This is a genomic window from Microbacterium sp. B35-04 (assembly GCF_010634885.1).
In the GTDB taxonomy this organism is placed as follows: domain Bacteria; phylum Actinomycetota; class Actinomycetes; order Actinomycetales; family Microbacteriaceae; genus Microbacterium.
This window is the reverse complement of the sequence record NZ_MWLP01000096.1, coordinates 1-16,161: the sequence shown is the minus strand read 5'-3', so window position 1 is coordinate 16,161 and position 16,161 is coordinate 1. Positions and strand designations below refer to the sequence as shown.

Sequence of the window (16,161 nt, the reverse complement as noted above, 5' to 3'; positions counted from 1 at the left end):
CGCGGCACGATGAACGACCGGCTGCCGCACCGGCCATACCGCCACTACCACCGGGAGTGCTCGGAGATAAAGCACGGAACCGAGAGTGCTGAGTATTCGGATCCGATCCGTGATGGACTCGAAATCACTCGCGGTGTTCCCCTCGTCAGCTCAGCCGGTTGGAGATCCCACAATGACCATTCCCATCACCTCCGAGGCGCTCGACGCCGCGATCGAAGTGGAGTCGTTCAGCGGGGTGCTCACCATCGATGTCGGCGACCGGCGCACGCTCGAGCGCTGCGAGGGTTTCGCGAACCGTGCCCTCCGGGTTCCGAATACGCCGAGCACTCGCATCTCGGCCGCCAGCGGGAACAAAGGCTTCACCGCGCTCGCGATCCTGCGACTCGTCGAGGGCGGCCTGCTCGGTCTGCAGGACCTCGTGCGTCCGATTCTGGGCGACGACCTGCCCCTGATCGACGACGCGGTGACGATCGAGCACCTGCTCACCCACACCTCCGGTATCGGCGACTACCTCGACGAGGAAGACGACGGTGAGATCGACGACTACATCTTCTCTCTGCCGTTGCATGCGCTCGCCGACACCGAGGCGTTCCTGCCCGCCCTCGACGGCTTCCCGCAGAAGTTCCCGCCCGGCGAGCGATTCTCCTACTGCAACGGCGGTTATGTGGTGCTCGCGCTCGTCGCCGAGCGCGTCAGCGGCCGCGGTTTCCATGAACTGGTCCAGACCGAAGTGTGCGACCGGGCGGGACTCGCCGGCTCCGCATTTCTCCGCTCCGATGACCTCCCTGCGGATGCCGCCCTCGGCTACCTCGACGAGGAGGGCAACCGCACCAACGTGCTGCACCTCCCGGTGCGGGGCAACGGCGACGGCGGGATGTACTTCACCGCCGACGACCTGCACCGGTTCTGGAACGCATTGCTGGATGGCCGGATCGTGACGCCCGACACACTCGCCGAGATGATCCGTCCCCGCTTCGACGTGCCGGCCGAGCACAAGCGGTACGGGATGGGCTTGTGGCTGGGCCGCCGGAATTCGTCTCTGATACTGGAGGGCTACGACGCAGGCGCATCGTTTCGGTCCACGCACATTCCGGAGACACGCACCACGGTGACCGTACTCGGGAACAGCTCTGAGGGCGCCTGGCCGGTGGTCTACGCCCTCGCGGATGCCATGGACGGAACTGTCAGGGGGAAGTTCCCGGACGAAAGCTAGGGGAGAGGCCGGGCGATCCTGTCGTTGAGGAGCCGCGGGGCCACCGCATCGCACCATGTTTCGCTGCGCCCCGCGGATTCGCATACGCGGACGCAACATCCGGTGCCGTTCACTGGGATCACCCTCCTCGTCGAGAAGGGGCGCACGACGGGCTTCCAGCCCCGATCAGATCCGGAGACCGGGACGCCATGACGACCACCGCACTGCCGTCCGAGCGGGAAGCCACCACCGCAGGTGCCGCCCCGTTCCGCCTGATCACGGCGTTCGCGGTGTACATCCTCCTGCTCGTGTGGATCGTGCTCTGGAAGCTCGAGCTCCCATGGGTCGGCGGCGTGGATCGCGTGATCAAGCTCGTGCCGTTCCTCGCGACGGCCGAGCAAGGCGCCAGCAAACCGTCCGAGGTCCTCATCAACCTGCTGCTTTTCGTGCCGTTCGGCCTGTTTCTCGGCCTTCTCGCACCGCGGTGGAGCTGGCGCCGCCTCGCGGGCGTCACTGCCGTCGTCAGCCTCGCGCTCGAGGCGACCCAGTTCGTGCTGGCCATCGGCAGCACAGACGTCACCGACGTCCTCGTCAACACCGCCGGCGCTCTCATCGGCTTCGGCCTCGTCGCCCTCGCACGACACCGGCTGCCGGCCGGTGGCCGCGGCATCCTGATCCGGATCTGCGTCACAGGAACTATCGCCGCGCTGCTCGCCGTGGCGCTCTTCGTCGCCTCGCCCATCCACTTCCGCCCGCCCGGCTCGGGCATCGGCCACGAGCCGGGCAGCGCGGTGAGCCCGGGCGAGAGGCCCTGAGTCCTCCGAGCCGCGGCGGCTCAGAGCCGGAGGTCCAGCCCCCGGCTCTGCGCCGACTTCAGGCCTCCGGGACGAACAGCGCCACCGTGTCGGCCACGAGCGCGGGGCGCTCCGAGCCCTCGAGCTCGATGGTCGTGCGCAGGCTCACCCGGTACCCCTGCGGCGACGGCTCGGCCGAGGCGACCTCGGTGACGGCCCGCACGCGCGAATCCACGACCACCGGCTGGAGGAACCGCACCTTGTCGAGCCCGTAGTTCACCACCATCGCGGTGCCGTCGACCGACAGCAGTCCCGCGGTCAGCCGCGGCAGCAGCGACAGCGTGAGGTATCCGTGCGCGATGGTCGCGCCGAAGGGGCCGGATGAGGCGCGGTCGGCGTCCAGGTGGATCCACTGCCAGTCCTCGGTGGCGTCGGCGAACGCCTGGATGCGCTGCTGGTCGACGGCGAACCAGTCGCCGGTGGCGGTGCTGCCGACGGCGTCGGCGAGCGCGGCGGGGGAGTCGACGACGATGCTCATGCGCGCGGACCCCCGGCGACGTACAGCACCTGGCCCGACACGAATCCGGCCTCCTCGGAGCAGAAGAACGACGCGGCGGCGGCGATGTCGTCGGGGTAGCCGGCGCGCTGCACCGGGATCTCGTTGGCGTTGTGGGCGATGAAATCCTCGAATCCGACGCCCAGCCGGTCGGCCGTGGATCGCGTCATGTCGGTGACGATGAACCCCGGCGCGATCGCGTTCGCGGTGACGCCGTACCGGCCGAGCTCGATGGCGAGGGTCTTGGTGAAGCCCTGCATGCCGGCCTTCGCGGCCGCGTAGTTCGCCTGCCCGCGGTTGCCGAGGGCCGAGGTTGACGACAGGTTCACGATGCGGCCCCAGTTCGCCTTCACCTGGTGCTCCTGCACCGCGCGCGACATCAGGAACGCGCCGCGCAGATGCACCGCCAGCACCGCGTCCCAGTCGTCCTCGGTCATCTTGAACAGGAGGTTGTCGCGGATGATCCCGGCGTTGTTCACGAGGATCGTCGGCGCACCGAGCTCCTCGGCGACGCGTGCGACGGCGCGCTCCACCGACGCCGCGTCGGCGACGTTGGCGCCGACGGCGAGAGCCCGGCCCCCGGCATCCGTGATCGCGCCGACGGTCTGGGCGCACTGCGCCTCGTCGAGGTCGAGCACGGCGACGGCGTTGCCGTCGGCGGCGAGGCGCTGGGCGGTGGCGGCGCCGATGCCTCGCGCGGCGCCGGTGACGATGGCGGTTCTGGTCATGCGTGGTTCCCTTCGGAGGTTCTCTGCTGGTCGAACTGGATCAACTGGCGCAGCTCGCCGCCCGCGGCGAGCCGGTCCATGGCGGCGTCGAGGTCTTCGAGGCCGATGCGGGACGAGACGAGGCGCTCGAGCGGCAGGCGTCCCGCGCGCCACAGCTCGACATAGCGGGGGATGTCGCGGCTGGGCACCGCGGATCCGAGGTAGCTGCCGACGATCGTGCGCGCCTCGGCAGTGAGCGCGAGCGGCGACACGCTCGCGCGGGCGTCGGGCGCCGGCAGCCCCACTGTGACGGTGGTGCCGCCCGGTGCGGTGAGCGCGAGGGCGGTCTCGAAGGCGCGCACGGCTCCCGCCGCCTCGATGACGACGGGAGCACGGATGCCGCGGTCCACGGCCTCCGCCGGCGTGAGGGCCTCCACGGCCCCGCACGAGAGCGCGTGCTCGAGCTTGCCCGGCACGTTGTCGACGCCGACCACCTCGTGCCCGAGGGCGACGGCGACCAGGAGCGCCGCCATGCCGACCCCGCCGAGCCCGACCACGACGACGCGGTCGCCAGACGCCGGGCGGCCCGCGTTGACCACTGCGCCGCCGCCGGTCAGCACCGCGCAGCCGAGGAGCGCCGCGATCTCGGCCGGCACGTCGGAATCCACCGGCACGACGGACGCGCGGTTCACGACCGCGTGCGTCGCGAACGCCGAGACCCCGAGGTGATGGCGGACGTCCTGCACCTGGCCGCCGGCGCCGTGTCCCTCGCCGCCGCCGTTGTCCCCACCGCGGAGACGATGCAGGCGGATGCCGCCGCCGAGCAGCGTTCCGGCGTTGTTCGCCGCCGTGCCGGGGGCACACGGAAGCCGCCCGTCGGTGCGGCATCCGTCGCAGTCGCCGCATCGCGGCAGGAACGTCATGACGACGCGCTCGCCGGACGCGATGTCGTCGACGCCGTCGCCGGCCCGCTCGACGATGCCCGCGGCCTCGTGGCCGAGCAGCATCGGGACGGGCCGCACGCGGTTGCCGTCGACGACACTGAGGTCGGAGTGGCAGACGCCCGCGGCCTCGATGCGCACGAGCAGCTCGCCCGGGCCTGGTTCGTCGAGCTCGAGCTCCCCGACGGTGAACGGCCTGGTCTGCGCGAACGGCGGCTGGGCGCCCGACACCTCGAGTACCGCTCCGATGATCTTCATCCGACCTCCTCGTCGTGACGCCACCGGCAATCGGCGGCGGAACACCAGCCTCTCGCGAATCGTTCCAGGGGCGATGAGTGACAAGCATACCGACCGCGCGGTATGCTCGCGTCCACCCGGCAGTGCCGCCGGAGCCCGAGCGTCGAAGGAGACCAGGATGTCGAGCAGCGTTGCGCCCGCAGTGACGGTGGACGGGGACGCCGATGCCCGGTTCGCCGGGCTCGTCGACGCCTTCCGGACGAATCTCGCCAGCGGGGAGGAACTGGGCGGCTCGTTGTGCGTGCTCGTCGACGGCTACCCGGTCGTCGACATGTGGGGCGGATGGAGCGATCCCGAGCGCACCAGGGCATGGGGGCGCGACACCATCACCAACGTCTGGTCGCTCTCCAAGACCGTCTCATCGCTGGCCGCACTGCTGCTGATCGATCGCGGCCTGCTCGACCCCGATGCTCCCGTCGCCGCGTACTGGCCCGAATTCGGTGCCGCCGGCAAGGAGGGCGTGCTCGTGCGCCACGTGCTGACGCACTCGTCCGGCGTCTCGGGCTGGGATCAGCCGGTCTCACCCGACGACATCATCGACGTGGATGCCGCCGCCGACCGCCTCGCGGCTCAGGCGCCGTGGTGGCCGGCCGGGGCGGCGTCGGGCTACCACCTGCTCGACTACGGGCATCTGATCCACGGCCTGGTGCGCGCCGTGACCGGCCAGGGGCTCGGCGCCTTCGTCGCCGACGAGCTGGCGGGACCGCTCGACGCAGATTTCTGGCTCGGCCTCCCCGCCGACCATGACCACCGCGTCTCACCGGTCGTCCCGCCGCCGCCCTCGCAGCTCGACCTGTCGGCGCTCCCACCCGACTCGCCCGCCGCGCGGACCTTCACCGGACCCGTGCTCGGCGCCGAGGTCACCTGGACCCGCGCCTGGCGCGCCGCGGGCATCGGCGCGGCCGGTGGCCACGGCAACGCGCGCTCCGTCGCGGTGCTGAACGCGCTCGTCGCCGGTTGCGGCGAGATCGACGGACAACGGATGCTGTCGCCCGAGGCCATCGACCTGATCTTCGATGCGCCGGTCGACGGCGTCGACCTGGTGCTCGGGCTGCCGCTTCGGTGGGGACTCGGCTGGGGGCTGCGGCATCCGCTCTCCACCTCGTACATCCCCGACGGGCGCGTGGCGTTCTGGGGTGGCTGGGGCGGATCGCTCGTGACGGCCGACGTCGATCGAGGCGTGACCTTCGCCTACGTCATGAACCGCATGTCGGACGGCATCCTGGCGTCCGAGCGTGGGCGCACCTACCTGCGCGCCGTGTACGACGCGCTCTGACTTCGGCGCCGAACGCGGGAACGCGCGCCACCCGATGTCGGGCGGCGCGCGTTCGGCTTCCGGCAGGTCAGGCGACGGCGGCCGCGCGGCGCGCGAGGCGAGCGCGACGGATCCACTTCTCGATCTCGATCAGCACCGGCACGAGCAGCGCCAGGCCGAGCGCCGTCAGCCACTGGTCGCCCGAGAGGCTCGTCGTGCCGATGAGGCGCTGCATGAAGCCGACCTCGACGGCCACGACGGTGAGCGCCAGCGGGATCGACAGCCACTTGACGGCGGTGAGGATGGGAGCGGACAGCCCCGACTCAGGGTCGCGCCGCATGACGAGCCCGCCGAAGATCGAGCCGAGCGCGCAGACCACGAAGGCCATCGTCACCGGCACGTTCGGCTCGGTCGAGCTGAGCTCATCGGGGTAGATCAGCAGGGGGACGAGCGTCGTCAGGAAGATGAGGCTGCCGTACACGAACCAGAGCGTCACCGCGCCGCGGTTCGCGATCGTCTTCTTCGGGTCGCGCGGCGGCTTCAGCATGATGCCGTCCGGCACGGGGTCGAGCAGGATCACGATGACCGGGAAGATCGCGACGAAGAAGTTCAGGAACAGCACCATGATCGGCGTGAGCGGCACGCCGTCGTTGATGCCGAAGATGCTCGCGACGAGGAAGAGCAGAACGAGCGAGAACAGCTGCGACATCTGGAACCGGACGTAGCTGACGATCTTCTCGTAGATCCCGCGCCCGAGCTTGACGGCGGTGACGAGCGTGCCGAAGTTGTCGTCGACGAGGATCATCTTCCCCGCCTGCTTCGTCACGTCGCTGCCGGAGCCCATGGCGACGCCGATGTCGGCCTGCTTGAGCGCGGCGGCATCGTTCACCGCGTCGCCGGTCATCGCGACGACGGCGCCGTCCTCCTGCATGAGGCGAGCGAGCCGCAGCTTGTCTTCGGGGGTGACGCGGCCGAACATGTGCAGACGCGGCAGCGCCGCCTTCAGGTCCTCGTCGCTCATCGCCTGGATCTCGGCGCCGCTCGCGGACCCCTCACCGAGTCCCAGCTTCGCGCCGATGGCGGCGGCCGTGATGGCGTGGTCGCCGGTGATCATGCGGACCTCGATGCCGGCCAGGCGTGCGATCCGCACCGCTTCCTTGGAGGAGGGGCGCAGCGGGTCGATGATGCCCACCAGGCCGACGAAGGTGAGATCGGCGACGGCGGCCATCGGATCGTCCGCCACCGGTGCGTCCGGCGCGAAACGGCGGAACGCGAACGCGAGCACCCGCAGCCCCTGCTCCGAGAGCTTGCGGTTGGCCTCGAGGATCTCGTCGCGCTGGTCGGCGATCGGCACCACGCCCTCCATCGTGGCCACCGAGCTGCAGCGATCGAGGACCACGTCCGGGCCGCCCTTGACGTAGCCCACGAGCAGCTCGTTGCCGTCGACCGGGATCCGGTGGAAGGTGCCCATGAACTTGTAGGCCGAGTCGAACGGCACCTCGGCGACCCGCGGGAACGTGCTGCGGGTCAGTTCGGCGTCGGCGCCGAGCTTCGCTGCGAGCACGACGAGCGCAGCCTCGGTCGGGTCGCCGATCACGGCGCCGTCGTCCGACACCGTCGCGTCGCTGCACAGCGTGAGCCCGAGCGCGAGCTGCGTGAACTGCGGCACCGGCAGACCGGCGGTGTGGCGCACCTCGCCGGCCTTCTCGTAGCCGCTGCCGGCGACGGTGAACCACTCGCCGCGGTAGTACAGCGTCTCCACCGTCATCTCGTTCATGGTGAGAGTGCCGGTCTTGTCGGAGTTGATCGCGCTGGTCGCACCCAGCGTCTCGACATCCGTCAGGTTCTTGACGACCGCCTTGTGCTCGGCGAGCTGCCGCGAGCCGTACGACAGCATCGCCTGGACGAACGACGGCATGCCCGTCGGGATCGCCGAGATCGCCATCGAGATGCCGAGCAGGATGACCGACGCGATCTCCTGTCCGCGCAGCAGGCCCGTGATGATGATGATGGCGACGGCGCCCCACGCGATCCAGCCCAGCACCCCGGTGAGGGAGTCGAGCTCGCGCTGCAGCGGCGACTTCCCCGGCTTGACGGACGAGAGCATCGTCGCGATCTGGCCCATCTGCGTCTGCATGCCGGTGCCGGTGATCACCACCGTCGCGGTGCCGCGCGTGACCTGGGTGTTCTGGAAGACCATGTCGGTGCGGTCGCCGAGCGCGGTGTCGGGATCGGCGAGGGTTCCGGCATCCTTCGGGATCGGCGCGCTCTCTCCGGTGAGCGCCGCTTCCTGCGTCTCGAGCGTCGCCGACCGGATGATGCGGCCGTCGGCGGGCACGAGGTCACCTGCCTCGAGCGTCACGATGTCACCGGGGACGAGGGTGGTCGCACCGACCTGCAGCAGGGTGCCGTCGCGGACGACCTTCGCCTGCGGGATCTGCATCTTCGCGAGGGCGTCGACGGATGCCTTCGCCTTGAGCTCCTGCCGGGTGCCGAGCACGATGTTGAGCACCACGAGCGCGCCGACCAGGATGCCGACGCTCACCTGGTTGATGAAGAGGCTGATGATCGCGACGGCGACCAGCATGACGTTCATGGGGTCGGCGAGCTGCTTCAGCGCCACCTGCCACGTCGACGGCGGCTTCTCGGCGGCGATCGAGTTGGGGCCGTGCTCGGCGAGCCGCTGGGCCGCGTCGGCGGCTGTCAGCCCGCGGTCGCGATCACTGCGGAATGCGGCGACGACGGCATCTGGGTCCTGGCTGTACCACGCGGTCTCTGCGGGCGTTCCGGCGGTGGTCTCCACGGCGCTCATAGGTTGAACATACAGCCGTGCCGCCGCCGTTCGACAGGGAATCGACCGGCGCGCCGCGGCTGTCAGTCGTCGAGCTGTGCCCGGAGCCGCCGTGCGAGTTCTGCGGTCGGCATCGTGCGGGGGAACACGGCGACGACGACCTGCTCGGCGGCAGGATCCGCCTCTCCGTCCGGCAGGACGCCGAAGCGCCGGCGGGCGTCGTCGAGCGCCGTGCGCAACACTGACACCGGCACCTTCTTCGGTCCGCGGATGAGACGCCGCAGCACGTGGTTGTGGATCGCCGTGACCAGCGCCGAGAACCCGACCGCGTCGAGCGGATCGAGGCCAGGCAGCGACGCACGAAGGTATTCGTCGAACAGCCGCTCGTAGCGGAAGACCGTCACGATCTCACGATCGCGCAGCGCCGGGACCCCGCGCACCACGGAATAGCGCCGTCGTGCGAGCTCGGGGTCGGCGGCGAAGTGCGCGTAGACGAAGAGGGACGCCTCGCACACCGCGGCCCACGGGTCGGGGTGCGGCTGCGCCAGGAACTCCCGCAGGCGGTCGAGCAGCGCCTCGTGGTCGGTGAAGACCACGTCGTCCTTGCCGCCGAACTGCCGGAAGAAGGTCGAGCGCGACACACCGGCGGCCTGCGCGATCTGCTCCACCGAGGTCTGATCGAACCCCTGCTCGGCGAACAGCTCGAGAGCGGCCGCGACCACGGCCGCGCGCGCCGCGCCCTGGCCCGTCAGCAGGTTCTGGGCGGCGGAGGCGGCGGCGGTGTCGGACATCTCGGGGGAGAGCCTAGTGCGCGGCGCGTGCGTCCAGTACGGCATCCGTCTTACACGCCGTCTTCTCCCCGCCCTGCTCCCCACTCGCCCTGCTTCCCACCCCGCCGAGTGCGTGTCAACCCGGTGGAGCATCTCGGGGGTGCGCGCGTTCACTGTGTAGATGACGCCGATCTGGAAGCTCGACCCCATCCGCGTGACCGGCACGCCGTTCGAGCCCGGCCGGCGCCGCGAGGTCGTCGTCGTCGGCGCCGGGTTGACGGGCCTCGCGACCGCGCTGCTGCTCGCACGGCAGGGCCGCGACGTCGCGGTGCTCGAGGCCGGTGAGATCGGCGAGCTGGCGTCGGGGGCCAACACCGGCAAGCTGACGCTGCTGCAGGGCTCGGTGCTGTCGACGCTGCGCCGTCATCATCCGGCACGGCTGGTGCAGGCGTACGTCGAGGCCAACGCCGACGGCGCGCAGTGGCTGACCTCGTTGGCCGACGAGCTCGGGGTGCCGTACTCGCGGCGTACCGCGTACTCCTACGCGCAGACCCCCGACGGCATCGAGACCGTCGCCGCAGAACTGGACGCGGCGACGGAGGCCGGTCTCCCGGTGCGCCGCGTGGAGCCCGACCTGCTCGCCCAGTCGCCGTTCCCCATCGTGGACGCGGTCGCCCTCGATCGCCAGGTCGCGATCGACCCGCAGCAGCTGCTCACGGCGATGGCGCGGGCGTACCTCGAGGCCGGAGGCGTGCTCCACACCGGAGTGCGCGTGACCCACGCGCACATCGTGCCGCACGCGGGCGTCGAGACGTCGGCCGGGTTCGTTGCCGCGGACCAGGTCGTGCTCGCGACGGCGACGCCGATCATCGACCGTGGTCTGTACTTCGCGAAGACTCGGGGACTGCGCTCGGCGTGCGTCGCGTTCGCCACCGACGCGCCGCTGCCCGAGGGGCTGTATCTGTCCATCGACGGCGCGACCAAGTCGATCCGGTCGATCACCCCCGCCGACGGACCGGCCGGCGCGGCCCAGCTCATCGTCGGCGGGAACGGGTTCCCGGTCGGTCGCTCCCCGTCGCCCCGCGCGTGCCGGGACGACCTCATCGCGTGGACGCAGGAGCACTTCCCCGGAGCCGAGCCCGTCGCCGCCTGGGCGGCGCAGGACTATCAGTCGCACGACCTCGTCCCGTTCGTCGGCGCCATGCCGCGAGGACTCGGCCGCGTGCGCTTCGCCACCGGCTACGCGAAGTGGGGGCTCTCGAACGCCCCCGCCGCGGCTCTTCGCATCGTGGCCGAGATCGGCCGCGTGCCGCGGCGCGAACGACCCGACTGGATGAATGTGATCTCGACGCGGTTCACCGTGCCGGCCGATCTTGCGCGCGGCGGCGTCGAGAATCTGCGCGTCGGATGGCAGGCGGCATCCGGATGGGCGGGCGCCCAGGCGACGCCGGCGCCCGTCCGCCGGCCCGAGGAAGGCGAGGGTGTCGTGGCCAGCCGCGCCGGGCACCCCGTCGGCATCTCGACCGTCGACGGCGTGACGCGCGCGGTCAGCGCCGTCTGCCCGCACCTCGGCGGAGTCCTCCGCTGGAACGACGCCGAGCGCTCGTGGGACTGCCCCCTGCACGCGTCGCGGTTCACCGCGAACGGGCAGCGCATCGAGGGTCCGGCGCTGTGCGACCTCACCCGGCTGCCCCGGGTTCCCGGCGAGGAGATCGAAGACGACGGGCCGGCGGCATCCGCTCACCAGACGGCCGTCGCACACTGATCGGACAGCGCCGACTGATCGTGGCCGGCCCCCCCGAGCCGCGCGAGGCGCCCTCGCGCTCAGCCTGTGCTGAACGGCGGGCGCGTCGCTGCGGTCAGAACCGGACGATGACCGGTAGTAGGCTGGGGCACTGGTCGATATCTCGACGTCGAGACGCTTTTCGCGTCATCCCACCCCATTCGCCACCTGCGAAGGAATGCACTGTGGATCTGTACGAGTACCAGGCACGTGACCTTTTCGAGAAGTACGAGGTGCCGGTGCTCGCCGGCATCGTCGCGGACACGCCGGAGGAGGTGCGAGCCGCAGCCGAGAAGATCGGCGGAGTCGTCGTCGTCAAGGCCCAGGTCAAGACCGGCGGCCGCGGCAAGGCCGGCGGCGTGAAGGTCGCCAAGACCCCCGACGAGGCGTACGAGGCTGCCAAGGCCATCCTCGGCCTCGACATCAAGGGGCACGTCGTCAAGCGCGTGATGGTCGCCCAGGGCGCCCGCATCGACAAGGAGTACTACTTCTCGGTGCTGCTGGACCGCGCGAACCGCTCGTACCTGTCGCTCTGCAGCGTCGAGGGCGGCATGGAGATCGAGGAGCTCGCCGTCGAGCGTCCCGAGGCGCTCGCGCGCATCGCGGTCGACCCGCTGCAGGGCATCGACAAGCAGAAGGCCGTCGAGATCGCCGAGGCCGCCGGCTTCGCCCCCGAGCTCGTCGACAAGGTGAGCGACGTGTTCGTCAAGCTCTTCAACGTCTACACCGGTGAGGACGCCACGCTCGTCGAGGTCAACCCGCTCGTGCTCACCGAGGAGGGCGACGTCATCGCCCTCGACGGCAAGGTCTCGCTCGACGAGAACGCCGACTTCCGTCACGCCGGGCACGCGCTGCTCGAAGACAAGGACGCGGCCGACCCGCTCGAGGCCAAGGCAAAGGCCAACGACCTCAACTACGTCAAGCTCGACGGCGAGGTCGGCGTCATCGGCAACGGCGCGGGTCTCGTGATGTCGACGCTCGACGTCGTCGCCTACGCCGGCGAGAGCCACGGCGGCGTGAAGCCCGCCAACTTCCTCGACATCGGCGGCGGCGCCTCGGCCGAGGTCATGGCCGCGGGCCTGGACGTCATCCTGGGCGACCCGCAGGTCAAGAGCGTCTTCGTCAACGTGTTCGGCGGCATCACGGCATGCGACGCCGTCGCGAAGGGCATCGTCGGCGCACTGGCCGAGCTGGGCTCCAGCGCCTCCAAGCCGCTGGTCGTCCGCCTCGACGGCAACAAGGTCGAGGAGGGCCGCGCGATCCTCCGCGACGCGAACCACCCCCTCGTGACCCTCGCCGAGACCATGGACGAGGGCGCCGACAAGGCCGCCGAGCTCGCCAACGCCTGAGACAGCCGAGAACAAGGAACCTAGAGAAATGTCGATCTTCCTCAACAAGGACTCCAAGGTCATCGTCCAGGGCATCACCGGCGGCGAGGGCACCAAGCACACCGCTCTCATGCTCAAGGCGGGCACCCAGGTCGTCGGCGGCGTCAACGCGCGCAAGGCCGGCACCACCGTGCTCCACACCGACGCCGACGGCAACCCCGTCGAGCTCCCCGTCTTCGCATCGGTCCAGGAGGCCATCGACGCCACCGGCGCTGACGTGTCGATCGCGTTCGTGCCCCCCGCGTTCACGAAGAGCGCGATGATCGAGGCCATTGACGCCGAGATCCCGCTGCTCGTCGTGATCACCGAGGGCGTGCCCGTCGGCGACACCGCCGAGGCATGGGCGTACGCGCAGTCCAAGGGCGACACCACCCGCATCATCGGCCCGAACTGCCCCGGCATCATCACGCCCGGCGAGTCGCTGGTCGGCATCACGCCCGCCAACATCACCGGCAAGGGCCCGATCGGCCTCGTGTCGAAGTCGGGCACCCTCACGTACCAGATGATGTACGAGCTGCGCGAGATCGGCTTCTCGACGGCCATCGGCATCGGCGGCGACCCGATCATCGGCACCACGCACATCGATGCGCTCGCCGCGTTCGAGGCCGACCCCGAGACGAAGGCGATCGTCATGATCGGCGAGATCGGCGGCGATGCCGAAGAGCGTGCGGCCGACTTCATCAAGGCGAACGTGACCAAGCCGGTCGTCGGCTACGTCGCCGGCTTCACTGCTCCCGAGGGCAAGACCATGGGCCACGCCGGCGCCATCGTGTCGGGCTCGGCGGGCACCGCACAGGCGAAGAAGGAGGCCCTCGAGGCCGCCGGCGTCAAGGTCGGGAAGACCCCGTCCGAGACCGCCGACCTGATGCGCGAGATCATCCAGGGGCTCTGAGCTCCACACACGAGGACGGATGCCGCGACCTCGGTCGCGGCATCCGTTCGTCGTTTCAGCCCGCCGACGGAGCGCCGCCGAAGCGCGACACCTGCCCTGCGCGGTCGGCGTCTTCGCTGGCGAGCACGCCGCCGTTCGCGACGAAGTCGGCGGCGACCTCCTCGAACATGATCCGCACGTCCTGGCGGCGGGCGCCGAGCGCCTCGACAGCGGCGTCGGTCACCAGTTCGGCGAAGCGGCGGCGCTGCTCGACGGTGCGCCCGGGAAGGAGTTCGACTCTCATGTTCGGCATACCTCGACGATAGGGGTCCGTACGACCCGAAGCTCATCGCCGCGGCTTTACGCTGGTGCCATGCCGCTGACCGGAGAGTACAAGCCGTCCACGTCCGACTGGGCCCGCAAGCAGGCCGAGACGTTCGAGCAGACCAACGGCGAGAAGGCGAACACGCTGCGCGGTGTGCCGATCATCGTGCTGACCACCGTCGGCGCGAAGAGCGGGGCGCTGCGCAAGACCGCCCTCATGCGCGTCGAGCACGATGGCCGGTACGCCGTCGTGGCGTCGAAGGGCGGCGCGCCCGACGAACCCAAGTGGGCTGAGAACATGCGCCGCCGGTCCCATGTCGAGCTGCAGGATGGCGACGTCCGCCGTGACTACACGGCCCGCGAGCTGTCGGGCGACGAGCGCACCGAATGGTGGGCGCGGGCGACCGCCGTGTGGCCCGACTACGACAACTACCAGACGAAGACCGACCGCCAGATCGCGATCTTCGTGCTCGAGCCGCGCGACGGGTGACCGATATCGAGCTCGCCCGCATCGCGGGCGGCACGGTGACGCTGCACGACGCGCGCCGGAAGGCCCGCTGGAGCGTCGAGCTGGAGCCGTTCGAGATCGGGGTCTACGCCGTGACGCAGGCGCAGCTCGCCGAACTGCTGGGCGAGGCGGGGTCGCACCCGCGACGTCCCGCGACCGACGTCAGCTGGCTGCGGGCGATCCGGTTCTGCAACGCGGCGTCGGAATGGGAGGGCCTGGATCCGGCGTACACGTTCGACGGCGAGGACGTCACGTGGCACGTCGATGCCGACGGCTTCCGCCTGCCGACCGAGGCCGAGTGGGAGCACGCCTGCCGCGCCGGCTCCACCGGCCCGCAGTACGGGCCCCTGGCCGAGATCGCCTGGACGAGCGCCGACGGCGTGACCGCCCCGCAGAATGTCGGCGGCAAGCTCCCCAACCTCAACGGCCTGTTCGACACGCTCGGCAACGTGTGGGAGTGGTGCTGGGACCTCCTGGACCCGGCCCGCTACGCCGACTACCGGGTGTTCCGCGGCGGCGGCTTCGCCGATGACGCCTGGAGCGTGCGCGCGTCGACCCGCCGCGGCGGCGCACCGCGCATGCACCACGACGACGTCGGGTTCCGCGTTGCCCGCGGCGGCTTCGACGCCACAGACGCCGCGCAGGGCTGGTCGGCGCAGGCCGACGCCGAGCGCGCCGCGTACGACGGCCCGACGCCGCCCGGCTGGACCCCGCTGCGCTGAGCGCCTGGGGCGGTGCTCAGCCCAGCAGGGCCTCGAGCGGTCCGCGCGCGAAGTAGAGCACGAAGCCGGCCGCGACGATCCACAGCAGCGGGCTGATCTCCCGCGCCTTGCCCGAGAGCGAGCGCACCACGACCCACGCGATGAACCCCGCGCCGATGCCGTTGGCGATCGAGTACGTCAGCGGCATGACGGTGACCGCGAGGAACACCGGCAGCAGAACCGAGAAGTCCGAGAAGTCGATGAAGCGGATCTGCGACATCATCAGCGCGCCGACGATCACCAGCGCGGATGCTGCCACCTCTGTCGGCACGATCGAGACCAGCGGCGTGAAGAACATGGCGATGAGGAACAGTGCACCGGTCACGACGTTCGCGAAGCCCGTGCGGGCGCCTTCGCCGATGCCCGCGCCGGACTCGATGAACACGGTGTTCGATGAGCTCGACGTGAAGCCACCGGCGACCGCGCCGACGCCCTCGACGATCAGCGCCGACTTGATGCGCGGGAAGTCGCCCTTCTCGTTGGCGAGGCCCGCCTCCTTCGACAGGCCGGTCATGGTGCCCATCGCGTCGAAGAAGTTCGTGAACACGAGCGTGAAGACCAGCATCAGCGCGGCGAGCACGCCGATGCGCTCGAACGAGCCGAACGAGACCTGGCCGACGAGCGACAGGTCGGGCACGCTGACGAGCGACGCCGGCAGCTCAGGAACCGACAGGCCCCACCCGCCCGGGTTGACCTCGTCGCCGTCGAACTTGGGGCCGATGTTCCAGATCGCCTCGACGACCAGGGCGACGACGGTGCCGGTGACCAGGCCGATGAGGATGCCGCCCTTGACCTTGCGGGCCACCAGGACGCCGGTGAGGAGCAGCGTGAAGACGAAGATCAGGGTCGGCACGGTGGCGACCGAGCCGTTGACGCCGAGACCGACCGGGGGAGAGGAGGCCCCCGTCGAGGTGACGAAGCCGGCGTCGACGAAGCCGATGAAGGCGATGAAGAGGCCGATGCCGACGGTGATCGCGAGCTTCAGCTGGATCGGCACGGCGTCGAAGATCATGCGCCGGAGGCCCGTGGCGGCGAGCAGCACGATGATCAGACCGTTGATGACGACGAGACCCATCGCCTCGGGCCAGGTGACCTGGCCGACGACCGACACGGCGAGGAACGAGTTGATGCCGAGGCCCGCCGCGAACGCGAACGGCAGGCGGGTGACCAGGCCGAACAGCACCGTCATGACGCCGGCGGTGAGCGCCGTCGTCGCGGCGACC

Annotated in this window: 15 protein-coding genes; 8 read left to right on the top strand and 7 right to left on the bottom strand. The window is 70.5% G+C overall.

Annotated features, from left to right (window positions below; all coding sequences use genetic code 11):
• Positions 1-172 precede the first annotated feature (172 nt).
• Both B1729_RS17885 and B1729_RS17880 read left to right on the top strand, forming a co-directional pair.
• Positions 173-1,213: a serine hydrolase domain-containing protein gene (locus tag B1729_RS17885; RefSeq protein WP_163634130.1), complete on the top strand. Its 1,041-nt coding sequence runs from the start codon at positions 173-175 to the stop codon at positions 1,211-1,213.
• Between the two features lie 188 nt (positions 1,214-1,401).
• Entirely contained in the window at positions 1,402-2,007 is a 606-nt protein-coding gene (locus B1729_RS17880; protein WP_163634128.1) for a VanZ family protein, read from the top strand.
• Positions 2,008-2,065: 58 nt separating this feature from the next.
• Here the strand turns inward: B1729_RS17880 and B1729_RS17875 are convergent, their stop codons facing one another.
• The 3 genes from B1729_RS17875 to B1729_RS17865 are packed head-to-tail and all read right to left on the bottom strand — an operon-like array spanning position 2,066 to position 4,448.
• Entirely contained in the window at positions 2,066-2,524 is a 459-nt protein-coding gene (locus B1729_RS17875) for a MaoC family dehydratase (RefSeq protein WP_163634126.1), read from the bottom strand.
• Positions 2,521-3,270: an SDR family oxidoreductase gene (locus tag B1729_RS17870; RefSeq protein ID WP_163634124.1), complete on the bottom strand. Its 750-nt coding sequence runs from the start codon at positions 3,268-3,270 to the stop codon at positions 2,521-2,523. Before B1729_RS17870 ends, B1729_RS17875 begins: the two co-directional genes overlap by 4 nt.
• Positions 3,267-4,448: an alcohol dehydrogenase catalytic domain-containing protein gene (locus tag B1729_RS17865; RefSeq protein WP_163634123.1), complete on the bottom strand. Its 1,182-nt coding sequence runs from the start codon at positions 4,446-4,448 to the stop codon at positions 3,267-3,269. Before B1729_RS17865 ends, B1729_RS17870 begins: the two co-directional genes overlap by 4 nt.
• Positions 4,449-4,605: 157 nt before the next feature.
• Here B1729_RS17865 and B1729_RS17860 point away from each other — a divergent pair, with 157 nt between their 5' ends.
• The gene (locus B1729_RS17860) at positions 4,606-5,763 is read left to right on the top strand and encodes a serine hydrolase domain-containing protein (protein ID WP_163634121.1); all 1,158 of its coding nucleotides are present in this window, start codon (positions 4,606-4,608) and stop codon (positions 5,761-5,763) included.
• A 67-nt stretch (positions 5,764-5,830) separates the two neighbouring features.
• Here the strand turns inward: B1729_RS17860 and B1729_RS17855 are convergent, their stop codons facing one another.
• A complete protein-coding gene (locus B1729_RS17855) occupies positions 5,831-8,554 on the bottom strand; it encodes a cation-translocating P-type ATPase (RefSeq protein WP_163620784.1) in 2,724 nt (907 codons plus the stop codon).
• Between the two features lie 62 nt (positions 8,555-8,616).
• The gene (locus tag B1729_RS17850) at positions 8,617-9,324 is read right to left on the bottom strand and encodes a TetR family transcriptional regulator (RefSeq protein WP_163620785.1); all 708 of its coding nucleotides are present in this window, start codon (positions 9,322-9,324) and stop codon (positions 8,617-8,619) included.
• A gap of 160 nt (positions 9,325-9,484) precedes the next feature.
• Between B1729_RS17850 and B1729_RS17845 the strand changes: the two genes are divergently transcribed.
• From B1729_RS17845 to sucD, 3 genes are all read left to right on the top strand, one after another.
• Entirely contained in the window at positions 9,485-11,068 is a 1,584-nt protein-coding gene (locus B1729_RS17845; protein WP_163634119.1) for an FAD-dependent oxidoreductase, read from the top strand.
• A gap of 203 nt (positions 11,069-11,271) precedes the next feature.
• A complete protein-coding gene (gene sucC / locus B1729_RS17840; protein ID WP_163620787.1) occupies positions 11,272-12,435 on the top strand; it encodes an ADP-forming succinate--CoA ligase subunit beta in 1,164 nt (387 codons plus the stop codon).
• 28 nt (positions 12,436-12,463) lie between these two features.
• A complete protein-coding gene (gene sucD / locus B1729_RS17835) occupies positions 12,464-13,366 on the top strand; it encodes a succinate--CoA ligase subunit alpha (protein ID WP_163620788.1) in 903 nt (300 codons plus the stop codon).
• Between the two features lie 55 nt (positions 13,367-13,421).
• Here the strand turns inward: sucD and B1729_RS17830 are convergent, their stop codons facing one another.
• Positions 13,422-13,658 (bottom strand): tautomerase family protein, encoded by a 237-nt coding sequence (locus tag B1729_RS17830; RefSeq protein ID WP_163634117.1) that lies wholly within the window; start codon positions 13,656-13,658, stop codon positions 13,422-13,424.
• A gap of 60 nt (positions 13,659-13,718) precedes the next feature.
• Here B1729_RS17830 and B1729_RS17825 point away from each other — a divergent pair, with 60 nt between their 5' ends.
• Positions 13,719-14,159, top strand: coding sequence for a nitroreductase family deazaflavin-dependent oxidoreductase (locus B1729_RS17825; RefSeq protein ID WP_163620790.1), 441 nt, complete (start codon positions 13,719-13,721; stop codon positions 14,157-14,159).
• Positions 14,156-14,899: an SUMF1/EgtB/PvdO family nonheme iron enzyme gene (locus tag B1729_RS17820; protein WP_163634115.1), complete on the top strand. Its 744-nt coding sequence runs from the start codon at positions 14,156-14,158 to the stop codon at positions 14,897-14,899. The genes B1729_RS17825 and B1729_RS17820 overlap by 4 nt, the downstream gene beginning before the upstream one ends.
• Before the next feature lie 16 nt (positions 14,900-14,915).
• Here the strand turns inward: B1729_RS17820 and B1729_RS17815 are convergent.
• The coding region (locus B1729_RS17815) for an NCS2 family permease (RefSeq protein ID WP_163634113.1) at positions 14,916-16,161 on the bottom strand (1,246 nt) is incomplete at its 5' end.